Source organism: Mixta sp. BE291, from assembly GCF_031457955.1.
Classification (GTDB): Bacteria; Pseudomonadota; Gammaproteobacteria; order Enterobacterales; family Enterobacteriaceae; genus Mixta.
In genome coordinates this window covers 327,465-349,178 of record NZ_JAVDXN010000002.1, presented here as the reverse complement: position 1 = coordinate 349,178, position 21,714 = coordinate 327,465, and the positions used below count along the sequence as shown (strand labels likewise).

Genomic DNA, 21,714 nt, shown 5'->3' with positions numbered 1-21,714 from the left:
AAATTTAATAGCTAAGGGTTAAAAACATGTACGATTACCTTATTGTTGGTTCTGGAATGTTTGGGGCAGTTTGTGCGCAAAAGTTAAAAAGCCTTGGTTTTAATGTATTAGTAATTGATAAACGCTCTCACATCGGCGGTAATGTTTATACAGAAAACCATGATGGCATACATATTCATAAATATGGGGCGCATATTTTTCATACTAATGATAAGGAAATTTGGGATTATGTTAATAGCTTTGTAGAATTTAATCGCTTCACTAATTCACCATTAGCAAAGTATAAGGGTAAGCTCTATAACCTTCCTTTTAATATGAATACTTTTTATCAGCTATGGGGTACACAAACGCCTCAAGAAGCCATCAATAAAATAAATTCCCAAAAGGGAAATGTGGCTGATCAAATTCCAGGTAATTTAGAAGAGCAAGCTATCTCCTTGGTCGGTCGAGATATCTATGAAACGTTAATCAAAGGCTATACTGAAAAACAATGGGGAAGAAACGCTACCGATCTTCCTGCATTTATTATAAACAGGTTACCAGTGCGGTTTACTTTTGATAATAATTATTTTTCTGATAAATATCAAGGCATTCCTGTTGAAGGCTATACACGATTAATTGAAAAGTTACTTGAAAACATCGAAGTTAGATTAAATGTGGATTATTTAAAAGACAGACAGGCATATAGTAATTTAGCAAAGAAAGTTATCTACACTGGCGCTATTGATGAATATTATTCATATCAATTTGGTGCATTAGAATACAGAAGTTTGAAATTTGAGCATGAACGTTTTGAAAATACTCCTAACTATCAAGGAAATGCGGTAATAAATTATACTGAAAGAGAAGTTCCTTACACGCGAATTATTGAGCACAAACATTTTAATTACTCTGAAACTAAACATACTGTCATCACTAAAGAATATCCGGCTGAATGGAAAATAGGAGATGAGGCCTATTATCCTGTCAATGATGAGAAAAATATGGCGCTGCTAAAAAAATATAAAAAGTTGGCAAAAGAAGAAAAAGATGTCTACTTTGGTGGCAGACTTGCTGAGTACAAGTATTACGATATGCATCAAGTAATAAGGAGTGCTCTGTACTTTGTTAAAGAAAATCTTGCTGAATAAATATAGGGGCTTTATGTTTATTCTCCAGGTTGCTTTTATCCTGCTGCTGCCCTTTGCTCTTCTGCAAGTTGTTTCGAAAAAGAATATAGGGTTTTCTACTGCCGTCCTGTTCATTTCATGTATTGCGTTATCCTATATGGCAGGTTTTCGATTAGATTCACCTGACTATAATAACTATGCTCGTTATTTTAATTTGCTCTCACAAGGGGGGGATTACAAACAGATAAATATTGTTGCTGCCGATCCTGCCTTTGCATACTTGAATTATTTTTTTGCTAATTTTTCTAATAGTCCGTTGATCATTTTTTCTTTTTTTTCCCTTATCTCTGTAGCTATTAACCTTAGTTGTTATCAAAAGTATTCACCATATTTTTTGTTTTGTGTTCTCTTTTATATGGCGCATACTTATGTTGCAAGAGAAATGATGCAAATTCGAGCTGGGCTAGCTTGTGCTCTGTGTTTGTATTCTATTAGGTTTATTTTAGAAAAGAAGCTTCGCTATTTCATTGTTACTATCTCTGTTGCTCTTTTATTTCATTTGGGTGCTGCTGTTTTCATGATGGCTTATTTTATCGGCAATGCTCGGATTTCAAGAAAAACAATAGGTATAGTTATTTTAGTATCGTTAGTAATTGGTATTCTATTTCCTTTAGGCGGATTGTTTAAGCAATTACCCGCAATTAGCTTTCTTGAGCGTGTTCAATATTATAATAACTCTAAATATGGTGGAGGAGCCGGCGTATTAACTAACTTAGTTATCCTTAAAGGAATACTTTTAAGCGCTTTTTGCTTCTACTACTATCAGGCTTTGGCTGAACGCAATAAGTATTTTGAAATTTCTTTCAAATTATATGCCTTTTCACTGGTCTGGTATCTGTTATGGAATGATTTTGAAATATTTGCAGCTCGCATTGCGACATTTTATTCTATCACTGAAGTACTACTGCTTTCTTTTATTCCACTAATTATGAAGACTAAAGAGAATAAATACTTGTGCAGCGTCTTACTTTGTTTTGTTGCCGCGTCTATATTTTCTTTGAATTATTTTACCGGGAAGTGGGAAGGGGTGTTATTACCTTTTTCGATTACCTGAGCTAACTTTAATGATGCGAGCTATAAATGAAAATATTACATGTTACAAATCGGCTCACTGAAGGGGGCGTGGAAACCTATCTGTTGAATTTATTACCGGCCTTGGTTAGCGCAGGTTATGAAGTAGATCTTATGGTGTTAGATAAAAATCAAGTTGCGCTAGCTGAAAATTTCAAAGTTAAAAACATTAGAGTAATAGTTGGTAATTATTCATCTGTATATAATCCTTTAAATATTTTACTGTTGATAAAAATAATTGGGGGCTATGATTTAATTCATTCTCACTTATTTCCAACGCAGTACTTTTTAGCGTTTGCTAATTTATTTCACAGGAAAAAGTTAGTTACGACTGAACATTGTACTACAAACAAGCGTAGGAGAAGTTTATTTAAGCCGCTAGAATATATTGTCTATTCTTTATACCATAGCATAGTAGGTGTAAGTAAAGCATCTTCATCTAATATAATTAAATGGCTTCCTTCAATAAAGAGTAAAGTCTTAACAATATTAAACGGAATCGATATAAAAAATAGTTTATGTAATGATTCCGTTACTCGTCAGGATTTAGGTTTGAGCGAAGAAAAATTTTTAATTGTAATGACCGCACGTTTTTTTGATCAAAAAGATCATGACACGCTCATTCGGGCACTTTCATATTTGCCCCTAAATATGCAAGTAGTGTTTATAGGTTCAGGCGTAAGATTAGAGAATTGTCAATTACTTGCTAAGCAGCTTAACGTTGCTGAACGTTGCCTTTTCTTAGGCCGAAGAAGTGATGTGACCGCAATAATTAAATTAGCTGATTTGTGTGTTTTATCAACGCATTATGAAGGCTTACCTATTTCCGTTATTGAGTATATGGCCGCAGGAAAACCGGTCATTGCAACTAACGTTGATGGTGTTGATGAAATGATTAATTCACAATGCCTGGTGAATAAAAAAGATGCGCAAGATTTAGCTGCAAAAATCTTGCTTTTGGAGCAAGATAAAGCGTTATGCCATAAGCTAGCGCAGGAAAATCTTGTTAAAGCACAAGAATATGATTTAGCCACTATGAATCAGGGCTATATTTCATTGTACGAAAAGCTGAGTAGCATATGATAAGAGTTAATGCACTTATTGTAACTTTTAAAAGAAAAGAATTACTAGCTAAAGTAATCGAGGGTGTGATTTCTCAAAGTTATAAACTAAACAAGATAATTATTATTGATAATAACAGTAATGATGGCACCCAAGAACTTGTTAGCAGTATTCAGGCTGTATCAGAGATTAAAATTGATTATTTTAATACAGGGGCTAACTTAGGTGGAGCAGGCGGCTTTTGTTATGGCTTTGAAAAAGCTATGCAAGAGAAGTTTGATTATCTATGGATAATGGATGACGATTTGTTACCTTCCGTAGATTGCCTGGAAGTTATGTTGGCTAATGCTAACGAAAGTAAAATAACCCAGCCGATACGCTATAACCTTGACGGCAGCTGTGCTGAGTACTCACCGACAAAATTTGATCTGTCATCTCCTTTTATCATGCGTCCTAAAAAAGAGACAGTGTTGGATAAAATGTCGATGCCAAATATTAAAGCAGAAGAAGAAATAGCTATTGATGGGATACCGTTTGAGGGGCCATTGATACCTTACCAAATTATTGAAAAAGTGGGATTGCCAAATAAGAATTTTTTTATTTTTTATGATGATCTCGATTATGCTATTCGAACAAAAAAAGCTGGTTTTGAAATAGTATGTAATACCAAGGCTGTTGCGAAACGATTGTTGGTAAATAATCAAAGTACTGATTTGCGTTCTTGGAAAGGATATTTCATGCTGAGAAATTTTTTCCATATACATCGTGTTCATGGGCAAAACACCATTGTTCGTATCCGTCCTTTATTGATTGCATTACTATATATATCAAAAGAGCTTTTATTTTTCAGAAAGGATACGGCGTTAGTCTGTTGGCATGCCTTACTTGATGCTTTTAGTAAAGATTTCAACCTGCGTCGTAAATATATACCCTGATTTAAGCAGCTTTGGAAAAGAAATATTTAAACTTTGATGCGTTACATTGTGGTTCGCAAAAAAGCATTTCAATAGCGATCATGTTTTTTAATCTAAGTTGCTGTATATAAGACACAGACTTTCCGTATATTATGGAACAGCTATCGAGCTATCGTTCAATATTAATGGATGGAATTTATACAGTTACTAAAACCAATCACACCTATTGCTACCTGTTTCACAAAGAATCAAGGTAGCATGTAGCATCTTCAGGTGTTAATGCTCTGAACTAAATCCTTGGTTTTAATAGTTGTTTTAACAGACAGGAGTAAATAATGTCCAAGCAACAGATCGGCGTTGTAGGTATGGCGGTAATGGGCCGCAACCTGGCACTTAACATTGAGAGCCGCGGCTATACCGTATCCGTCTTCAACCGTTCGCGGGAAAAAACTGATGAAGTTATCGCCGAAAACCCGGGCAAAAAACTCGCGCCTTATTACAGCATCGAAGAGTTTGTAGACTCGCTGGAAAAACCGCGCCGTATCCTGCTGATGGTGCAGGCGGGCGAAGCGACTGATAAAACTATCGCCTCACTCACGCCGCACCTGGATAAGGGCGACATCCTGATCGATGGCGGTAATACTTTCTATAAAGATACCATCCGTCGTAACAAAGAACTTTCTGAGCAGGGCTTTAACTTTATCGGTACCGGCGTTTCCGGTGGTGAAGAGGGCGCGCTGAAAGGGCCTTCCATTATGCCTGGCGGTCAGAAAGAAGCGTATGAGCTGGTTGCGCCAATCCTGGATAAAATCGCTGCGCGTGCCGAAGGCGAGCCTTGCGTAACCTATATCGGTCCGGACGGTGCAGGTCACTATGTGAAAATGGTGCATAACGGCATTGAATATGGCGATATGCAGCTGATTGCTGAAGCGTACGCGCTGCTGAAAAATGCCCTGGGTCTGAGCAATGAAGACCTGGCGAAAACCTTCAGCGAGTGGAACGAAGGCGAACTGAGCAGCTACCTGATCGACATCACCAAAGATATCTTCACCAAGAAAGATGAAGAAGGTAACTACCTGGTTGATGTGATTCTGGATGAAGCGGCGAACAAAGGCACCGGTAAATGGACCAGCCAGAGCTCGCTGGATCTGGGCGAGCCGCTCTCGCTGATCACCGAATCTGTTTTTGCGCGCTACCTCTCCTCACTGAAATCCCAGCGCGTTGCCGCCTCGAAAGTGCTGAGCGGCCCGGCTGCGCAAGCGTTCAGCGGCGATAAAGCTGAGTTTATCGAGAAAGTCCGTCGTGCGCTTTACCTGGGTAAAATCGTCTCTTATGCGCAGGGCTTCTCACAGCTGAAAGCGGCTTCTGATGAAAACAACTGGGATCTGAACTACGGCGAAATCGCTAAAATCTTCCGTGCTGGCTGCATCATCCGTGCTCAGTTCCTGCAGAAGATCACCGATGCCTATAAAGATACGCCGGACATCGCTAACCTGCTGCTGGCGCCTTACTTCAAAAACATCGCTGATGAATACCAGCAGGCGCTGCGCGACGTGGTCGCTTATGCCGTACAGAATGGTATCCCGACGCCAACCTTCTCAGCGGCAATCGCCTACTACGATAGCTATCGCTCTGCGGTGCTGCCAGCGAACCTGATCCAGGCGCAGCGTGACTACTTCGGTGCGCATACCTACAAGCGTACCGATAAAGACGGCGTGTTCCACACCGAATGGCTGGACTAATCCCGTTTTGCTTAAAAAACCTCCCAATGGGAGGTTTTTTATTAATTTCAGATAACTCCTTACCGCTCCTTTTGCTATTGTTTTCTTCCTGGCGTTTATCATTCCGCTTTTCACTTTATCAGTTGGGCATACCAGAAACATGAACCAAGAAAATAAGACAAATACGGATCCGTCTTTACTTCGTCAGACTTTTTATAACAATGATGATGAGCTTGACCTGCTGGATGTTGTGGCTCAGCTGTGGAACGGTAAAAAGATCATTATCGCCACCGTGATTTTGTTCCTGTTACTGGCCATCGCTTATCTCTTCACTGCTAAAGAAAAGTGGACCTCCGAAGCGATCGTTACCCAGCCCAGCGCAGGGCAGGTGGCCAACTATAACGCCGCACTTAACGTGCTTTATTCTCAGTCGCCGCAGGACAAACCGGGCGTGGTCGAGCTACAGCATCAGCTGTTTAATCGCTTTCACGCTTCTATCGCGGCACTGGCTGGCGCGCTACAAAACCTCGATGACCCGCAGGATTTACGCATCGGCCCGGTTACAGCCGGTCAAAACGATCCGCTCAGCGTGAAGTTTACCGCAGAGACGGCGAAAGAGGCGCAGGCGCAGGTAACGCATTTTATCAAGCTGGTAAATAACGAAGTCGTGGATGATTACGGTGCGGATATCAAACGCAATATGGCCGTGAAAACCCGTGAATTATCAGACTCGCTGACATCTCAGATGAAAGTAGCGCAGGACAAGAAAGAGCAGCGCATAGAAGCGTTAAAACAGGCGCTGAAAGTGGCGGAAGGGGCCGGTATTACTACCTCGCAGCTGACTCAGGCGGAGTTCTTATCCGATGATACGCTCTATCTGCTGGGCACCAAGGCGCTCAACTCGTCAATTGCGAACGAAGCGACCCGACCGCTGCCGCTGGATGAGAGCTATTACGCGACGCAACGCGCGTTGCGCTTGATTACGGATCTGAAAATCCAGGTGGATAACCTGCAGTCGTTCCGCTATATCATGGAGCCTGATTTGCCTATCCGTCGTGACAGCCCGAAAAAAGGCCTGACGCTGGTGCTGGCGGTGTTGCTGGGCGGTGTTGTCGGCTCGGCGGTGGTGCTGGGACGCAATATGACCGCAACTTATCGGCAGCGTAAACAAGCACTTTAGTAACTTATCTGATATTAAATTAGCCATTTATTAAGCCCGGGAACGCAAGTTTCCGGGCTTTTTTTATGCCTGCTTGAACCTAAACCGGGTAAAGGTGTGCAGTAACAGCAGGTCCTGCCAGTGATGTTACTGAGAAGAAAACCCGCAGCTGTTACCCTGGTAAATGTGTTTTCCCTATAAAGCTTCTGCTTGCAACCCGATCGGGTTGATTAAAGTTATCCTGGATAAACTTAATTACTTATGCATTTATTGAATTTACCCTTTCGCAATGAATTAAGAGAGTAATTAGCGATTTTTGCAAGTAAACAGATAAAATAGTGCTAATTTGTCCCTTTGCCAGTAAACCAAAACGAGTTTGATCGTTAGTTAACCAAATATCATACGTTGTTTTACCTGAAGCCGTATGCTCGGCTATAGCAGGCAGGGTTGATTTAAAGTAAATGTTGTTTCTGATAAACATTAGTGTGCTGCGTTTATTCAGGTTTACATTTTTTATTATTGACGCGCGGTTTATTAAAAATGATTGTAGAGAGGGTTTGGCCCGAAGTTTATGCTTGGGTTAATAATAAATGCTGTCATTGATAAAAACAGGATTAATTTTTTATAAACCAGGAAAGAAACTATGCAAATGAATATGCATTTTAATAAAATCAACCCATTAATGAAAAATGGGATATATGCCAGCGGCAATGCTGGAAAAGGCATGGATGACAATGTTTTCAACCGCTTAATTAATGCAGAAAACAAGCCGCTGACTGCCAAATTAAATGAAGCCAGAACAGTTTTCTTGGCGAGTATGCTTCATAAAAACATCGAAGCAAATAACGAAAGTATAAAACCAAGTAACAATAGCGCGTCACAGCAAAATGCTCTAAAAAAAGATCAACCTGTTATTAAAATCGCTAAAGAAATTGCTAAGCCCGTAGAAAACAGCGAAGCGAAACAAAACCCGCATAACAGGCTAAAGCAAAAACTACAGTTTCTTGCCGAACGCTATCAGGAAAAATCAGATAATAGTAAAGAACAGCCATTCTTCTCAACTGTAAAGCTATTAACTCAACAGATAGCTGAAAAAAAGGATACGTTGGCCAGAGAGAACTTACCTGTGCCGTGCGCGCCTGCTAAGGAAACATTACTCACATCGTATATACGAGCAGAAAGCCAAACGGCTAATCAACATGTCGATAATCAAAAGGTTATAGCTAACCAGACATCCGCAAATATTGATGATTTTATAAAAAATCTGAACGAAATTAAATTTAACAATCAAAATATTCTGGGTAAAGGCAGTTATGGAACGGTATACCGCTTTGGCGATTTCGTAGTAAAAACGCCTGTCAATTGTCATGGGGTTCAGGTTGACTGGATGTCAGGTGCACAAAAAAACGCTAATCCGGAACGCGTAAGCAGATATTTAAATCTGGCTAATGACGATGAATCTTTTTCACGTGTCGCTAATATTAATTTTAAAGGCAAAGAGATAAAAGTCCTGGTATCAAAGTATATTGAGGGCGTCCAGTTAGAGCCGGAAGAAATTGATGATGCGGAAGATACGCTTCATGAGCGTGGATTTCATATGCATGATATTAATGTTGATGGCAATGTTTTAAAAACCAAAGACGATAAATATTATTTTATCGATGCCGATCAGTTAGTTGTCTTTTCTCCGGTATTACGTGAAAGAAGGCCTTCCGAAACCACTCTAGAACTGGAGGAGGGCCTTACGTCAATGCTGGCTTTCAAACATCATCAAGCAACAATGAAAAATGAAACAGATGAGTTAGAAATCTTAAAGTATGAAATTGAAGCGTTTGAAAATGCCACCGGCAGAACGGTTCAGAAACGGGCATAACGTCAATTAACATAACTGCTTTGAAGCTGCCCGTTTTAACAAGGTAACGCATACCTTAATTAAATCAGGCATCTGATACCGGCCGCATAGGGTTAGTATTTGTGCCAGCGTCGCTAATTTTCTGCGACAGAAAGTAAAAAGACGCGCCGTGGCGCGTCTTTTATCGGTAACCCAGCACTAAGCCTTATGCCGTGCGCGTAGATTGTTAATTATCGCGCTCAGATCAAGTTCCTGATCCTGCAACAGCACCATCAGGTGGTAGAGCAGATCAGAGGCTTCATTCGTCAGCTCATGACGATCGTTTACCGTTGCGGCCAACGCGGTTTCGACACCTTCCTCTCCCACTTTTTGCGCAATGCGCTTGGTGCCGCTGGCATACAGCTTAGCGGTATAAGAGCTATCGGGATCGGCCTGTTTACGTTGCGCCAGCAGCTGCTCCAGCTGATAAAGAAATGCCCAGTCTGTCGCCGCGGGCGAAAAACAGCTGGAGGTGCCCCGGTGGCAGGTAGGACCAATCGGCTGCGCCAGCACCAGCAGCGTATCGTTATCGCAGTCGGGCGTGATGCTCACTACATTCAGAAAGTGGCCGGAAGTCTCGCCTTTGGTCCACAACCGCTGTTTGGTGCGTGACCAAAAGGTCACCTTCTGCTCGCGCAGCGTTTTCTCCAGCGCTTCCGGATTCATATAACCATGCATTAAGACTTCGCCGGATACCTGATGTTGCACTATCACCGGCATCAGGCCGTTGGTTTTCTCCCAGTCCAGTTGGGAAAGCTGCTGTTCTGTTAACACGGGCGAATCTCCACACCTTGCTCAATCAGGAATCGTTTCAGGTCACCAATATTGATAATCTGCTTGTGAAATACCGAAGCGGCCAGCGCGCCGTCAACGTTGACGTCACGGAAGGCTTCCAGGAAATGCGTCATGGTGCCTGCGCCGCCGGAGGCGATAAGCGGCACTTTGCATACTTCACGCACTTTTTGCAGCTGAACCAGATCATAGCCGTTACGCACGCCATCCTGATTCATCATATTCAGCACGATCTCGCCTGCGCCGCGCTTTTGCACTTCTTCTACCCAGTCCAGCGTTTCCCACTGCGTCACCCGGGTGCGTTTTTCATCGCCGGTATACTGATTAACGTGATATTTCCCGCTCTGCTCGTCATACCAGGTATCAATGCCCACCACCATACACTGCACGCCAAAGCGGTCCGCCAGACGGGTAATGAGTTCAGGATCGGCCAGCGCCGGTGAGTTAATGGAAATTTTATCGGCGCCAAAAGAGAGGATCTGCGCGGCGTCCTCGGCGCTTTTAATGCCGCCAGCAACGCAGAAGGGAATATCGATCACTTCCGCTACGCGTGCCACCCAGCTTTTATCCACCACGCGGTTATCGCTGGAGGCGGTAATATCATAAAAAACCAGCTCGTCCGCGCCTTCTTCCGCATAGCGCTGCGCCAGCGGCACGATATCGCCGATGATTTCGTGATTGCGAAACTGCACGCCCTTAACCACCTGACCATCGCGCACATCAAGACAGGGAATTATCCGTTTTGCCAGCATGAAATGGCCTCCGAAACCGTAAATTTATCTTCCAGCAGGGCGCGTCCCACAATCACGCCCTGTGCGCCGCTGTTACGTAAGGCGGCGATGTCGTCCAGCGAGCCGATGCCGCCGGAGGACTGAAACGCCACCTGTGGGAAACGCGCGGAAATTTCCTGATAAAGTGAAACATTCGAACCGCTTAGCGTGCCGTCGCGCGAAATATCAGTGCATAACACATGCTGTAACCCAAAGGGCAGGAACTGCTCAATCACCTGTTCCAGCGTGACGCCCGCCGCTTCCTGCCAGCCGCTGATCGCCACCTCTTTGTGGTTATCGGCATCAATGCGCACATCCAGCGCCAGCACCATCGCCTGCGGGCCAAACTCGTTAAACCAGCGCTGCACCTCTTCCGGCTGCTTCACTGCCGTCGAGCCGACCACCACGCGCGTTGCGCCCGCTTCCAGCAGCGCAGCGACGTCGTCACGGCTGCGAATGCCGCCGCCAACCTGCACTGGCACCTCAACGCCTGCCAGCAGCTGTTTCAGCAGGTTCAGCTGACGCGCCGCCGGATCTTTCGCCCCGGTCAAATCAACCAGGTGCAGCAGCTGCGCGCCCTGACGCTGATACGCCTGCAAACGCGGCAGCGGATCGTTACCGTAATCGCGCTGCTGCCCGTAATCGCCCTGATGCAGACGCACCACCTTGCCTTCGATCAAATCTAACGCCGGGATAATCATCCTTACATCTCCAGGAAGTTTTTCAGCAGCTGTGCGCCCGCTTTGCCGGAACGCTCAGGGTGGAACTGGACGCCATAGAAATTATCTTTCTGTACCGCAGCGGTAAACGGCTGGCCATAATTGCATTGGGCGATGGTGTAAGGGCTAACCGGCATCGCATAGCTGTGAACAAAATAGAACCAGCTGTTATCTTCAATGCCGCGGAACAGATGCTCGCCCGCTTTCGGCGTGACGCGGTTCCAACCCATATGCGGCAGCGGCAGGCCGTGATCGGTCATCAACTCTACCGGTTGATCGATAATGCCTAAGGTTGGCACGCCGCCGCTTTCATCGCTGGCGCTGCCAAGCAGCTGCATACCGAGACAGATGCCCAGGGTAGGCTGCGTACAGGCCTTGATCAGATCCACCAGCTCACGCTCGCGCAGCTGATCCATCGCCGCCTGAGCGGTGCCCACGCCCGGCAGAAACAGCTTGTCTGCCTGCAATACAATATCTGCCTCGCGGCTGACCTGCGGCTGATAGCCCAGGCGTTGAATCGCTGCTTTCACCGACGAAAGGTTAGCGCAGCCGGTATCCAGGATCACCACGTTCATTACAGCACTCCTTTCGAGCTCGGCAGGGTATTGCCTTCCACACGAATCGCCTGGCGCAGCGTACGGCCAAAGGCTTTAAACAGGCTTTCTACGCGGTGATGATCGTTTTTGCCTTTGGTTTTCAGGTGCAGCGTGCTGGCCATGGAATAGGAGATCGAGCGGAAAAAGTGCTCCACCATTTCGGTGCTGAGATCGCCGACGCGCTGATAGTTAAACTCCGCTTTAAACTCCAGGTGCGGGCGACCGGAAATATCCAGCGCGCAGCGCGCCAGGCACTCATCCATCGGCAGCACAAAGCCAAAGCGTCCGATGCCGCGTTTGTCGCCCAACGCTTTCAGCAACGCTTCGCCCAGCGCCAGCCCGGTATCTTCCACCGTATGGTGATCGTCGATATAAAGATCGCCTTTCACCTCTACGTTCATGCGCAGGCCGCCATGCGTGGCGATTTGATCGAGCATATGATCGAAGAAACCGACGCCGGTATTGATTTTGCTGCCGCCTTCGCGATCCAGCCAGACTTCGATCTCAATCTGCGTCTCTTTGGTGTTGCGGTTCACCTTCGCGTAGCGGTCGCGCTGCGTCAGCTTCTGGCTGATGGCATTCCAGTCCAGGCCATCCTGACTGTAACGTAAACCCTGGATGCCCATGTTCTGCGCCAGCTCGATATCGGTAGCGCGATCGCCAATCACATAGCTGTTTGCCGTGTCCAGCGCGCCCTCCGCCAGCCAGGCGGCCACCATCTGGGTTTTAGGCTTGCGGCAGTCGCAGTTATCCGCTGGCAGGTGCGGACAAATCAGCACTTCGCTGAAACGCACGCCCTGAGAATTAAAAATCTGCATCATCAGATTATGCGGGCCGTCGAAGTCCGCCTGAGGAAAACTGTCGGTGCCGAGGCCGTCCTGGTTGGTGATCATCACCAGCTGATAGCCTGCTTTTTGCAGCGCCAGCAGGGCCGGAATCACATCTGGTTCAAAGGCCAGCTTCTCCATGCGATCCACCTGAAAATCCTGCGGAGGTTCGCTGATAAGGGTGCCGTCGCGATCGATAAAAAGGGTTTTCTGACTCATGCTTACTCCACAATACCGGCGGCGCCGGGTAGGGCTTGCAGTGCGGCGATCAGGCGCTCGCACTCATTTCGGGTGCCGATGGAGATGCGCAGGCATCCGGCGAGGCCCGGGTTTTTGTTTTGGTCCCGCAGAATAATGCCCTGGTCCCATAGCGATTTAAATACTGACGCGGAGTCAGTAAAGCGCACCAGAATATAGTTGGTTTCGCTGGGAAATACCTGTTCTACGCAAGAGAGCGTTGCCAGCGCGGCGGCCAGCCAGACGCGATTAGCGTTAAGCTCAACCACATGCTGACGCATCAGCGTAATGCCCTCAGCGCTCAGCGCCTGCGCGGCGATATCGGCCACCGGCGTAGAGAGCGGGTAGGGGGCAATCACTTTCAGCAGCAGTTCGATCACCGCCGCGTTGGCCAGCGTAAAGCCGCAGCGCAGGCCCGCCAGCGCAAAGGCTTTCGACAACGTGCGCAGCACCACCAGATGCGGGTATTCCGCAATCCAGCCTGCCAGCGTCGCCTGCGGACAAAATTCGATATACGCCTCGTCAGCCACTACCAGCGCTTTGCCGCGCGTCATCTCCAGCAGCTCGCGAATCGCCTGCGGATCAATCAGGTTACCGGTCGGGTTGTTCGGGCTGCACATATAGACCAGCTTCACGCCATCCAGCTCGGCGGCAATGGCAGGCAGATTCAGCTGCCAGTCCGCCAGCGCAGGCACGGTACGATATTCCACGCCGATAGTTTCGGCGCTCACGCTGTACATGCCATAGGTGGGCGGGCAGAACAGAATGGCGTCCTGACCCGGCTCGCAGAAGGCACGGATCAGCAGTTCAATGCCTTCATCAGCACCACGGCTCACCAGCACCTGATTCGGGTTAAGCCCGGCATAGGCGGCGTAGCGCGCAATCACCTGCTGCGGCTGGCATTCCGGGTAGCGGTTCAGGCTGTTTTGCGTTAAATCAAACGGCACCGGCAGCGGGTATTCGTTGGCGTTCAGCCAGACATCGCCATTGCCGCCGAGACGACGCGCCGACTGGTAAGGCGTTAAGGCGCGCACGTTAGCGCGTGCGAGTTCAATGATATTCTGGCTCATGCTTGCTCCTTCAGCGCGGCAAGGCGCAGCGTAACGGCATTTTTATGGGCGATAAGCTGCTCGGCGGCGGCCAGCGTCTCAATAACCGGCGCCAGGCTGAGGAAACCCTGCGGCGTCAGCTCCTGCACCGTCATGCGTTTTTGAAAATCAGCCAGACCGAGGCTGGAGCTGGTGGCGGTGTAGCCGTAGGTCGGCAGCACATGGTTGGTGCCGGACGCGTAATCGCCAGCGGATTCCGGCGACCAGTCGCCGAGAAACACCGAACCGGCGCTGGTGATCTGATCCACCAGCTCGCGCGGCTGACGCGTCTGGATAATCAGGTGTTCCGGCCCGTAGCGGTTAGAAATCTCCACGCACTGTTGCAGATCGCGCGCGACGATCAGGCGGCTGCTGGCTAACGCCTGGCGTGCGGTGGCGGCCCGCGGCAGTTCGGCCAGCTGTGCTTCCACCGCTTCTGCCACCGCTTCGGCCAGGCGGCGCGACGGCGTCAGCAAAATCACCTGCGAATCGGGGCCGTGTTCCGCCTGCGACAGTAAATCAGAGGCGACAAAAGCGGGCGTAGCCTCTTCATCGGCGATCACCAGCACTTCGGACGGACCGGCTGGCATATCGATCGCCGCGCCATCCAGACGCTGGCTCACCTGACGCTTGGCTTCGGTGACCCAGGCGTTGCCGGGGCCAAAAATTTTATCCACTTTCGGCACCGATTCCGTGCCGAAGGCGAGAGCGGCAATCGCCTGCGCGCCGCCGACCTGAAACACCTCTTCGACGCCGCACAGCTGCGCGGCATAAAGGATTTCATCGGCAATCGGCGGCGGCGAGCAGAGCACCACGCGTCCACAGCCTGCGATGCGTGCCGGTGTCGCCAGCATCAACACGGTAGAGAACAGCGGCGCGGAACCGCCAGGAATATAGAGGCCCACCGAGCGGATAGGGCGGGTAACCTGCTGGCAGCGCACGCCCGGCTGGGTTTCAATATCCACCATTGGCAGTTGCTGGGCGCGGTGGAAAGTTTCGATGTTCGCCACCGCCACCGCCATCGCCTGCTTCACTTTATCATCGAGCCGTGCAGCCGCTTCGGCAATCTGAGCCGCGCTGACGCGCAGATCGTCAACCTGCGTTTTATCAAAGGCGGCGCTATATTCACGCAGCGCAGCGTCGCCTGCTTCGCTGACGCGCGCCAGAATAGCGCGCACCGTTTGCGTAATATTGTCGGAAGCGGAAATCGCGGGACGCATCAGCAGCGCCTGTTGCTGCGCCTCGTCGCACTGTTGCCAGTCGGTAAGCGTGTCAAAGCGGCTCATGGCATTACTCCATCATCTTCTCAATTGGCAACACCAGAATGGAACTGGCACCCAGCGCCTTCAATTTTTCCATGGTTTCCCAGAACAGCGTCTCGCTGCTCACCATGTGCATCGCCAGACGGCTTTGATCGCCTGCCAGCGGCAGCACGGTAGGACGCTCAGCGCCCGGCAGCAGCGCAATCACCTCTTCCAGCCGCTCGCTTGGCGCGTGCAGCATAATGTATTTCGATTCACGCGCTTTGATCACGCCCTGAATACGCGTCATCAGCTTGTCTACCAGCTCCTGCTTCGCCGCTGGCAACTCGCCGTCGCGCTGGATCAGCACCGCTTTCGAGCGATAAATCACCTCGACTTCACGCAGACCGTTGGCTTCCAGCGTGGCGCCGGTGGAGACCAGATCGCAGATGGCATCAGCCAGACCGGCGCGCGGCGCCACTTCAACAGAGCCGTTCAGCAAACAGGATTTAAAGGCGATGCCCTGCTTATCAAGATACTGTTTCAGCAGGTGAGGATAGGAGGTGGCGATACGTGAGTTTTGCAGACACTGGACGCCGCTATATTCTTCATCAACCGGCATCGCCAGCGACAGGCGACAGCCACCAAAATCGAGGCGACGCAGGGTAAAATAACGCGGATCTTCGCCCTGTGCGCGGCGGGTCAGCAGCTCTTCTTCCAGCACGTTTTCACCGACAATGCCGAGATCCACCACGCCGTCCATCACCAGGCCGGGGATATCATCATCGCGCACCCGTAAAATATCGATCGGCATATTCTCAGCGAAGGCGATCAGACGCTGTTGCTGCAGGTTGATTTTAATGCCGCAGCGCGCCAGCAGCTCGCGTGATTCATCACTTAAACGGCCAGATTTTTGCATAGCTATGCGTAAACGGGTGTTATCTAACATCTCTCCAGTCCTCTTGTCATTTATCCTGTTGGTTGCAGTCAGCCAAAAAAAAGCCCCCGGAAGATGATCTTCCGGGGGCCATTTGCGTTCTGCACCACTGGAAGACCAAATGTCTTCCAGCACACATCGCCTGAAAGACTAGTCAGGATGATGGTGGTGGTGATGGTTGAACTGAACGCGTGTCATAATTTCTCTGCATGTATATTCATTTGCCTGTCAATTAACCTAGCGGAGATAACCGCGGTTGGCAACCGTTTTTTCGCCGCTGATAAAAATCTCTTTTTAGCGGAAGATTGTCAGTCTGCCAGGGGTGACGTAGCCTTAGCATTAATCACGTTAAAGCGTCAGGAGCAGAAATGAAAAAGGTCGCGATTGTAGGTTTGGGATGGCTGGGCATGCCGCTGGCAACGGCGTTAACGGCGCGCGGCTGGCAGGTTACCGGCAGCAAAACCACGCCGGATGGCGTTGAAGCGGCGCGCATGTGCGGCATCGAAAGCTGTGAGCTGCGGCTGACGCCGGAGCTGGAGTGCGATGCGGATGAGCTGGAGGCACTGCTGTCGGTGGATGCGCTGGTGGTAACCTTACCGGCCAGCCGCACGGCGGAAGGCGGCGAAAATTATCTGCGTGCGGTGCAGAACCTGGTGGATAGCGCGCTGGCGTTCAACGTGCCGCGCATTATCTTTACCAGTTCCACCTCGGTTTACGGCAGCGGCGGCGGCATGATGAAAGAAAATAGCCCGCTGCAGCCGGTTACCGTTGCCGGTAAAACGCTGGTGGAGCTGGAGAACTGGCTGCACGATCTGCCGGGCACCTCGGTTGATATCCTGCGCCTTTCCGGGCTGGTGGGGCCGCAGCGTCATCCGGGGCGTTTCCTTGCCGGTAAAACCAATGTGCCGGACGGCGAGCATGGGGTGAACCTGGTGCATCTGGATGATGTGGTGGCGGCGATAACCCTGCTGCTGCAAACGCCGAAAGGCGGTCATATCTATAACCTGAGCGCACCGGCGCATCCGGCCCGTCAGCAGTTTTATCCGGCGGTGGCCCAGCAGCTGGGATTAACGCCGCCAACCTTCGTGGCCGCCGCCGACAAAAACGGCAAGCTTATCGATGGCAGTAAGATCTGCGATGAGTTGGGTTTTGAATATCGCTATCCCGATCCGGCGACTATGCCGTTGGGTTAAGTACTTTCACCGCCGCGACGGCTCAGACGCCAAACCGATCGCGCAGCGCGTACCAGGCCGCGCCCACGGCGGTCAGCGGCACTTTAAAACGCCGTCCGCCAGGGAAGGGCAGATGCGGCAGCTGGGCGAAGGCATCAAAGCGCTCGGCATCGCCGCGCAGCGTTTCCGCTACCAGCTTACCGGCCAGATGAGTAAAGGTGACGCCATGCCCGCTGTCGCCCTGAATATAGTAAACCTGCTTATCCAGGCGACCCAGCTGTGGCATGCGCGACAGCGTCAGCAAAAAGTTGCCGCTCCAGCTGTGGCTGAGCTTCACATTTTGCAGCTGAGGAAAGGTTTTTAGCAGCTTGGGGCGGATCAGCGCGGCGATATCCTGCGGCTCACGCGCGCCGTAAATCACGCCGCCGCCATACAGCAGCCGGTTATCGGCGGTCAGGCGGAAATAGTCCAGCAGATAGTTACAATCTTCGACGCAATAGTTATCCGGCAGCAGCGACAGCGCCTGATCCGCGCTGAGCGGCTCGGTGGTGACAATCTGCGATCCGCAGGGCATACTTTTCCGGCTCAGACGCGGTTCTAACTCCGGCGCCAGGTAAGCATTACCGGCGAAAATAACAAACTTAGCCGTGACATCGCCGCGTGCGGTTTTCACCAGGTTAGGCGCGCCGTAGATCACTTTTTCCACCGCCGACTGTTCATAAATTCGTCCGCCGTGGCGGCGGATCGCCTCCGCTTCGCCCAGCGCCAGATTCAACGGATGCAGATGGCCGCCGCGCCGATCCAGCAGCCCGCCGACATAGCGTTCGGTGGCGATGGCGCGCCGAATGCCGCGCTCGTCCAGCAGTTCAAGCTGCGTGTTGCCGTAGCGCTCCCACAGGCGCTGCTGCGCCTGCAAATGCTGCAACTGACGGCCGTTTAGCGCGGCGAAAATGCCGCCGGGACGATAGTCGCAGTTAATGGCGTAGCGATCGATGCGGTCGCGAATAATGTCGGCGCCCTCAAACATCATGCCGCCCAGCATCCGCGCCGCATCAGCGCCGTAGCGCTGCTCGATCACATCAATATCGCGACTGTAGGAGTTTACCACCTGGCCGCCGTTGCGCCCGCTGGCGCCGTAGCCGACGCGGGCCGCCTCCAGCACCACCACCTCATAGCCCGCCTCGGTTAAAAACAGTGCTGAAGAGAGACCGGTAAATCCGGCACCGATAATACAGACATCGCACTGCACCGAGCCATCCAGCTGCGGCCAGGGCTGATGCGGATTCGCCGTTGCGGCGTAATAGCTGTCCACATAATTCACTGCGGTCTCCTTCGGCATTCAGAAGTTAGCGGGCGAGTGGGCGCTGACAATCCGACAGACCCGATTAGAGGTATTGCTAAAACTGTGCGGCTGCCCGGTATCGATAACGTAACTTTGACCGGCATGTAGCTGATAGCGCTGCCCGCTGATGGTCAGGGTAATTTCCCCCTCCAGCAGCGTGCCGGTCTCCTCGCCCGGATGGCGGATTTTATCGCCGGTGGTTGATCCTGGCTCATACGTTTCCAGCAGCATCGCCAGCGCATGGCCGGTGCTGCCGTTATGAATCAGCTTCAGGGAAACGCCCTGACTGCCGATATCGATCAGCTCGTGCGGCTCGATCACAATCTTTGGCGGCCTGTTTTTTACCGCCTCCGAGAAAAATTCCGATAGCGACAGCCCGTAAACCGTCAGCAGCTTTTGCAACGTACTCACCGCCGGGCTGACTTTGTCCTGTTCAATGGTGCTGATGGCACTGTGCGTCAGACCGGCGAGCTCAGCAACGCGCCGCTGCGATAAACCTAACTCTTGCCGGATTTGCGACAACCGTCGTCCGGGGGCGAGCGTGGCTTCGTTCATAGCCGTTTTTCCTTGCGATATTGATGACAGGCGTTGATAAATGCCTCAAACAGCCGGGATGAGGCGTGGGAATTCTGGTAGCACCATTCCGGGTGCCACTGCACGCCAATGGCAAACGGATGATCGGGAATGCTGACGGCTTCAATCACACCGTCTCCGGCGGTAGCTTCAGTCTGTAGGCGCGGGCCGATATCCTGAATGCCCTGCTTGTGCAGCGAATTAACCTGTAGCGCGGCAACGCCATCCAGCAGACGCGTCAGCTGGCCCTCTGCCGCCAGCTGGATGTGATGCGCGGGATCATATTGCTCGGCCAGCGGCGCGGCGCTGTCGGCATAATGCAGCACCGGGTTCTGCGGCAGCTGACGGTTTAGCGTGCCGCCCGCCGCAACCACCAGTTCCTGCATACCGCGGCAAATCGCCAGCAGCGGCAGCCGTAGCTTCAGCGTTAGTGGAATCAGCGCCAGCGCCAGCTCATCGCGTCCGGGATCGGCCTCTTCTTCTTCTCCTGATGCGCCATAGCGCCAGGGTTCAATATTGCTCGGGCTGCCGGGCAACAGCAGGCCGTCCAGCAGCGGCAGCGTACGCTGGGCAATGGTTTCGCCCAGTCCGGGACGATGGGGCAGCGCGACGCCAATGCCGCCAGCATCCATAACTGCATCAAGGTATTTTTGATGCAGAATCCACGCCGGATGCCCATCGTGTTGCGTATGGCACATCACTACGCCGATCAGCGGTTTGTCCATTATTGTTTCCACGTCTCTGGCCTCCGGCTGGCAAATATTTCTGACAACATCGCGATGAACGTATTGGATGTCGCGCGCCATTTCAGGCTACGGATAAAGGCTTTTTCGCGGGTACCGGCGCTTTGTGACATTCCCCATCTGTTTTCAATCTAGTCAGCCTTTGTTCAATATTCAAACCACTGTGTAACATTTGCACACTTTTTGACTTATGACTATGTTCTAAATATGGCCGTTATTTTGAGCAGTAAGCGCAATCCTTCTGAAACGGTAAATGGCGGGTGGGATCATGACAAACCTGGTAGAAGTAGAAGACTTCACAAGACACAGTGAAGAGATGCGAACCAGCGCGTTCCAGAATGAGGTCACAACTTATCTGGAGCGCCATCCTGAAACGCAATATGTCGATATTCTTCTTAACGATCTGAACGGTATTTTTCGTGGTAAACGCATTCCGATAGGCAGCCTGGCGAAACTGGAAAAGGGCTGTTACTTCCCCGCCTCGGTGTTCGCGATGGATATTTTGGGCAATACCGTCGAGCAGGCCGGATTAGGCCAGGCGCTGGGCGAGCCTGATAATATCTGTATCCCCGTTGAGGGCACGCTGGTTCCTTCCGCCTCCGATCCCGACCGCATCGCACAGCTGCTGCTGACCATGCGCAATCAAGATGGCACTCCCTTTGACGTTGAGCCCCGTAATGTCTTAAACAACCTCTGGCAGCGCTTGCGCAACCGGGGATTGTTTCCGGTGGTAGCGGTAGAGCTGGAGTTCTATCTGGTCGATAAACAACGCGACCATGAAGGCTATATTCAACCGCCCTGTACGCCTGGCAGCGATGAGCGCAGTATGCAAAGTCAGGTCTACTCCGTCGATAACCTTGACCACTTCGCTCAGGTATTAGGCGATATCGACCGGCTGGCGCAGCTACAGGGCATTCCCACCGATGGCGCGCTGGCGGAAGCCTCGCCCGGCCAGTTTGAAATTAACCTGCGCCATACGCGCAATGTGCTGAGCGCCTGCGATCATGCGCTTCAGCTGAAACGCCTGATCCGTCAGGTGGCGGAAAACCACGGCATGACCGCCACCTTTATGGCAAAACCTTATGAAGAGTATGCGGGTAGCGGCATGCATGTTCATGTCAGCATGCTGGACACCGCCGACCATAACGCTTTCGCCTGCGATGACGGCAGCGATTCGCCGCTGTTGAAACGCGTACTGGCCGGGATGATCGATCTGATGCCCGCCTCGATGGCGCTACTGGCGCCGAATGTTAACGCCTATCGCCGCTTTTGCCCGGAATCCTGGGTGCCGCTGCAGGCCTCATGGGGACATAACAACCGTACCGTCGCGCTGCGTATTCCCTGCGGCGATATCGAAAACCGCCGCGTGGAGTATCGCGTTGCCGGGGCGGACGCCAATCCCTGGCTGGTGATGGCGGCGATCTTCGCCGGTATTCTGCATGGGCTGGATAATGCGCTCGCGCTACCGGCGGCGGTAACGGGGAACGGGCATGAAGCGGCGGGATCGCCGCTGCCGGTGCGTCAGAGCGAAGCGCTGGATCGCTTCTCCCGCAGCCGGGCGCTACAGGATCTGTTGGGCGAACGCTTTAGCTTTGTCTGGCACTGTTGCAAACATCATGAGCTGATGCAGTTTGAACGGCTAATTACCGCAACGGAAATCGACTGGATGTTAAAAAACGCCTGAGGTGGT

Annotated in this window: 21 protein-coding genes and 1 other annotated feature; of the genes, 9 read left to right on the top strand and 12 right to left on the bottom strand. The window is 50.6% G+C overall.

The window, feature by feature from the left end; all coding sequences use genetic code 11:
* Positions 1–26 precede the first annotated feature (26 nt).
* The 7 genes from glf (at position 27) to J2X14_RS06750 (ending at position 8,969) form a co-directional block, all read left to right on the top strand.
* Positions 27–1,130: a UDP-galactopyranose mutase gene (gene glf / locus J2X14_RS06780; RefSeq protein ID WP_352410456.1), complete on the top strand. Its 1,104-nt coding sequence runs from the start codon at positions 27–29 to the stop codon at positions 1,128–1,130.
* The gene (locus J2X14_RS06775; RefSeq protein ID WP_352410455.1) at positions 1,105–2,223 is read left to right on the top strand and encodes an EpsG family protein; all 1,119 of its coding nucleotides are present in this window, start codon (positions 1,105–1,107) and stop codon (positions 2,221–2,223) included. Before glf ends, J2X14_RS06775 begins: the two co-directional genes overlap by 26 nt.
* 26 nt (positions 2,224–2,249) lie before the next feature.
* Complete coding sequence (locus J2X14_RS06770) at positions 2,250–3,323, top strand: glycosyltransferase (RefSeq protein WP_352410454.1); 1,074 nt, start codon at positions 2,250–2,252, stop codon at positions 3,321–3,323.
* Entirely contained in the window at positions 3,320–4,237 is a 918-nt protein-coding gene (locus J2X14_RS06765; protein WP_352410453.1) for a glycosyltransferase, read from the top strand. Before J2X14_RS06770 ends, J2X14_RS06765 begins: the two co-directional genes overlap by 4 nt.
* A gap of 314 nt (positions 4,238–4,551) precedes the next feature.
* Positions 4,552–5,958 (top strand): NADP-dependent phosphogluconate dehydrogenase, encoded by a 1,407-nt coding sequence (gene gnd / locus J2X14_RS06760; RefSeq protein ID WP_352410452.1) that lies wholly within the window; start codon positions 4,552–4,554, stop codon positions 5,956–5,958.
* Positions 5,959–6,097: 139 nt separating this feature from the next.
* Positions 6,098–7,117 (top strand): LPS O-antigen chain length determinant protein WzzB, encoded by a 1,020-nt coding sequence (gene wzzB / locus J2X14_RS06755; protein ID WP_352410451.1) that lies wholly within the window; start codon positions 6,098–6,100, stop codon positions 7,115–7,117.
* Positions 7,118–7,739: 622 nt separating this feature from the next.
* Complete coding sequence (locus tag J2X14_RS06750) at positions 7,740–8,969, top strand: RIO2 family protein (RefSeq protein ID WP_352410450.1); 1,230 nt, start codon at positions 7,740–7,742, stop codon at positions 8,967–8,969.
* Positions 8,970–9,146: 177 nt separating this feature from the next.
* Here the strand turns inward: J2X14_RS06750 and hisIE are convergent, their stop codons facing one another.
* From hisIE to hisL, 9 genes are all read right to left on the bottom strand, one after another.
* Entirely contained in the window at positions 9,147–9,761 is a 615-nt protein-coding gene (gene hisIE, locus J2X14_RS06745) for a bifunctional phosphoribosyl-AMP cyclohydrolase/phosphoribosyl-ATP diphosphatase HisIE (protein ID WP_352410449.1), read from the bottom strand.
* Complete coding sequence (gene hisF / locus J2X14_RS06740; protein WP_352410448.1) at positions 9,755–10,531, bottom strand: imidazole glycerol phosphate synthase subunit HisF; 777 nt, start codon at positions 10,529–10,531, stop codon at positions 9,755–9,757. The genes hisIE and hisF overlap by 7 nt, the downstream gene beginning before the upstream one ends.
* Positions 10,513–11,250 (bottom strand): 1-(5-phosphoribosyl)-5-[(5-phosphoribosylamino)methylideneamino]imidazole-4-carboxamide isomerase, encoded by a 738-nt coding sequence (hisA, locus tag J2X14_RS06735; protein ID WP_352410447.1) that lies wholly within the window; start codon positions 11,248–11,250, stop codon positions 10,513–10,515. The genes hisF and hisA overlap by 19 nt, the downstream gene beginning before the upstream one ends.
* Positions 11,251–11,252: 2 nt before the next feature.
* The gene (gene hisH, locus J2X14_RS06730) at positions 11,253–11,843 is read right to left on the bottom strand and encodes an imidazole glycerol phosphate synthase subunit HisH (RefSeq protein WP_352410446.1); all 591 of its coding nucleotides are present in this window, start codon (positions 11,841–11,843) and stop codon (positions 11,253–11,255) included.
* A complete protein-coding gene (hisB, locus tag J2X14_RS06725; RefSeq protein ID WP_352410445.1) occupies positions 11,843–12,910 on the bottom strand; it encodes a bifunctional histidinol-phosphatase/imidazoleglycerol-phosphate dehydratase HisB in 1,068 nt (355 codons plus the stop codon). The genes hisH and hisB overlap by 1 nt, the downstream gene beginning before the upstream one ends.
* 2 nt (positions 12,911–12,912) lie before the next feature.
* Entirely contained in the window at positions 12,913–13,998 is a 1,086-nt protein-coding gene (gene hisC, locus J2X14_RS06720) for a histidinol-phosphate transaminase (RefSeq protein ID WP_352410444.1), read from the bottom strand.
* Positions 13,995–15,302 carry a histidinol dehydrogenase gene (gene hisD, locus J2X14_RS06715; RefSeq protein ID WP_352410443.1) on the bottom strand — a complete coding sequence of 436 codons (1,308 nt, stop codon included), beginning with the start codon at positions 15,300–15,302 and terminating at the stop codon, positions 13,995–13,997. Before hisD ends, hisC begins: the two co-directional genes overlap by 4 nt.
* A 4-nt stretch (positions 15,303–15,306) precedes the next feature.
* Positions 15,307–16,206, bottom strand: a complete 900-nt coding sequence (gene hisG / locus J2X14_RS06710; RefSeq protein WP_352410442.1) for an ATP phosphoribosyltransferase — start codon at positions 16,204–16,206, stop codon at positions 15,307–15,309.
* 44 nt (positions 16,207–16,250) lie between these two features.
* Positions 16,251–16,369: a sequence feature (His leader region), on the bottom strand.
* Positions 16,345–16,392: a his operon leader peptide gene (gene hisL / locus J2X14_RS06705; RefSeq protein ID WP_100396937.1), complete on the bottom strand. Its 48-nt coding sequence runs from the start codon at positions 16,390–16,392 to the stop codon at positions 16,345–16,347. (Overlaps the previous feature by 25 nt.)
* 170 nt (positions 16,393–16,562) lie before the next feature.
* On the opposite strand from hisL, the gene J2X14_RS06700 reads away from it, so the two are divergent.
* A complete protein-coding gene (locus J2X14_RS06700) occupies positions 16,563–17,387 on the top strand; it encodes an SDR family oxidoreductase (RefSeq protein ID WP_352410441.1) in 825 nt (274 codons plus the stop codon).
* A 22-nt stretch (positions 17,388–17,409) separates the two neighbouring features.
* On the opposite strand, the gene J2X14_RS06695 is transcribed toward J2X14_RS06700, so the two are convergent.
* The 3 genes from J2X14_RS06695 to puuD are packed head-to-tail and all read right to left on the bottom strand — an operon-like array spanning position 17,410 to position 20,018.
* On the bottom strand, positions 17,410–18,687 hold the full coding sequence (locus tag J2X14_RS06695) for an NAD(P)/FAD-dependent oxidoreductase (protein WP_352410440.1): 1,278 nt from the start codon (positions 18,685–18,687) through the stop codon (positions 17,410–17,412).
* 18 nt (positions 18,688–18,705) lie between these two features.
* Positions 18,706–19,263, bottom strand: coding sequence for an HTH-type transcriptional regulator PuuR (puuR, locus tag J2X14_RS06690; protein ID WP_352410439.1), 558 nt, complete (start codon positions 19,261–19,263; stop codon positions 18,706–18,708).
* Positions 19,260–20,018 (bottom strand): gamma-glutamyl-gamma-aminobutyrate hydrolase, encoded by a 759-nt coding sequence (puuD, locus tag J2X14_RS06685; RefSeq protein WP_352410438.1) that lies wholly within the window; start codon positions 20,016–20,018, stop codon positions 19,260–19,262. The genes puuR and puuD overlap by 4 nt, the downstream gene beginning before the upstream one ends.
* A 274-nt stretch (positions 20,019–20,292) precedes the next feature.
* Here puuD and J2X14_RS06680 point away from each other — a divergent pair, with 274 nt between their 5' ends.
* Positions 20,293–21,708: a glutamine synthetase family protein gene (locus tag J2X14_RS06680; protein WP_352410437.1), complete on the top strand. Its 1,416-nt coding sequence runs from the start codon at positions 20,293–20,295 to the stop codon at positions 21,706–21,708.
* Positions 21,709–21,714 lie beyond the last annotated feature (6 nt).

What these genes read in the sequence shown, in the direction of transcription:
- glf (WP_352410456.1), top strand. Translation starts at nt 27, where the DNA reads ATGTACGATTACCTTATTGTTGGTTCTGGAATGTTTGGGGCAGTTTGT.
- J2X14_RS06770 (WP_352410454.1), top strand. Translation starts at nt 2,250, where the DNA reads ATGAAAATATTACATGTTACAAATCGGCTCACTGAAGGGGGCGTGGAA.
- J2X14_RS06765 (WP_352410453.1), top strand. Translation starts at nt 3,320, where the DNA reads ATGATAAGAGTTAATGCACTTATTGTAACTTTTAAAAGAAAAGAATTA.
- gnd (WP_352410452.1), top strand. Translation starts at nt 4,552, where the DNA reads ATGTCCAAGCAACAGATCGGCGTTGTAGGTATGGCGGTAATGGGCCGC.
- wzzB (WP_352410451.1), top strand. Translation starts at nt 6,098, where the DNA reads ATGAACCAAGAAAATAAGACAAATACGGATCCGTCTTTACTTCGTCAG.
- J2X14_RS06750 (WP_352410450.1), top strand. Translation starts at nt 7,740, where the DNA reads ATGCAAATGAATATGCATTTTAATAAAATCAACCCATTAATGAAAAAT.
- hisF (WP_352410448.1), bottom strand. Translation starts at nt 10,531, where the DNA reads ATGCTGGCAAAACGGATAATTCCCTGTCTTGATGTGCGCGATGGTCAG.
- hisA (WP_352410447.1), bottom strand. Translation starts at nt 11,250, where the DNA reads ATGATTATCCCGGCGTTAGATTTGATCGAAGGCAAGGTGGTGCGTCTG.
- hisH (WP_352410446.1), bottom strand. Translation starts at nt 11,843, where the DNA reads ATGAACGTGGTGATCCTGGATACCGGCTGCGCTAACCTTTCGTCGGTG.
- hisB (WP_352410445.1), bottom strand. Translation starts at nt 12,910, where the DNA reads ATGAGTCAGAAAACCCTTTTTATCGATCGCGACGGCACCCTTATCAGC.
- hisC (WP_352410444.1), bottom strand. Translation starts at nt 13,998, where the DNA reads ATGAGCCAGAATATCATTGAACTCGCACGCGCTAACGTGCGCGCCTTA.
- hisD (WP_352410443.1), bottom strand. Translation starts at nt 15,302, where the DNA reads ATGAGCCGCTTTGACACGCTTACCGACTGGCAACAGTGCGACGAGGCG.
- hisG (WP_352410442.1), bottom strand. Translation starts at nt 16,206, where the DNA reads ATGTTAGATAACACCCGTTTACGCATAGCTATGCAAAAATCTGGCCGT.
- J2X14_RS06700 (WP_352410441.1), top strand. Translation starts at nt 16,563, where the DNA reads ATGAAAAAGGTCGCGATTGTAGGTTTGGGATGGCTGGGCATGCCGCTG.
- puuR (WP_352410439.1), bottom strand. Translation starts at nt 19,263, where the DNA reads ATGAACGAAGCCACGCTCGCCCCCGGACGACGGTTGTCGCAAATCCGG.
- J2X14_RS06680 (WP_352410437.1), top strand. Translation starts at nt 20,293, where the DNA reads ATGACAAACCTGGTAGAAGTAGAAGACTTCACAAGACACAGTGAAGAG.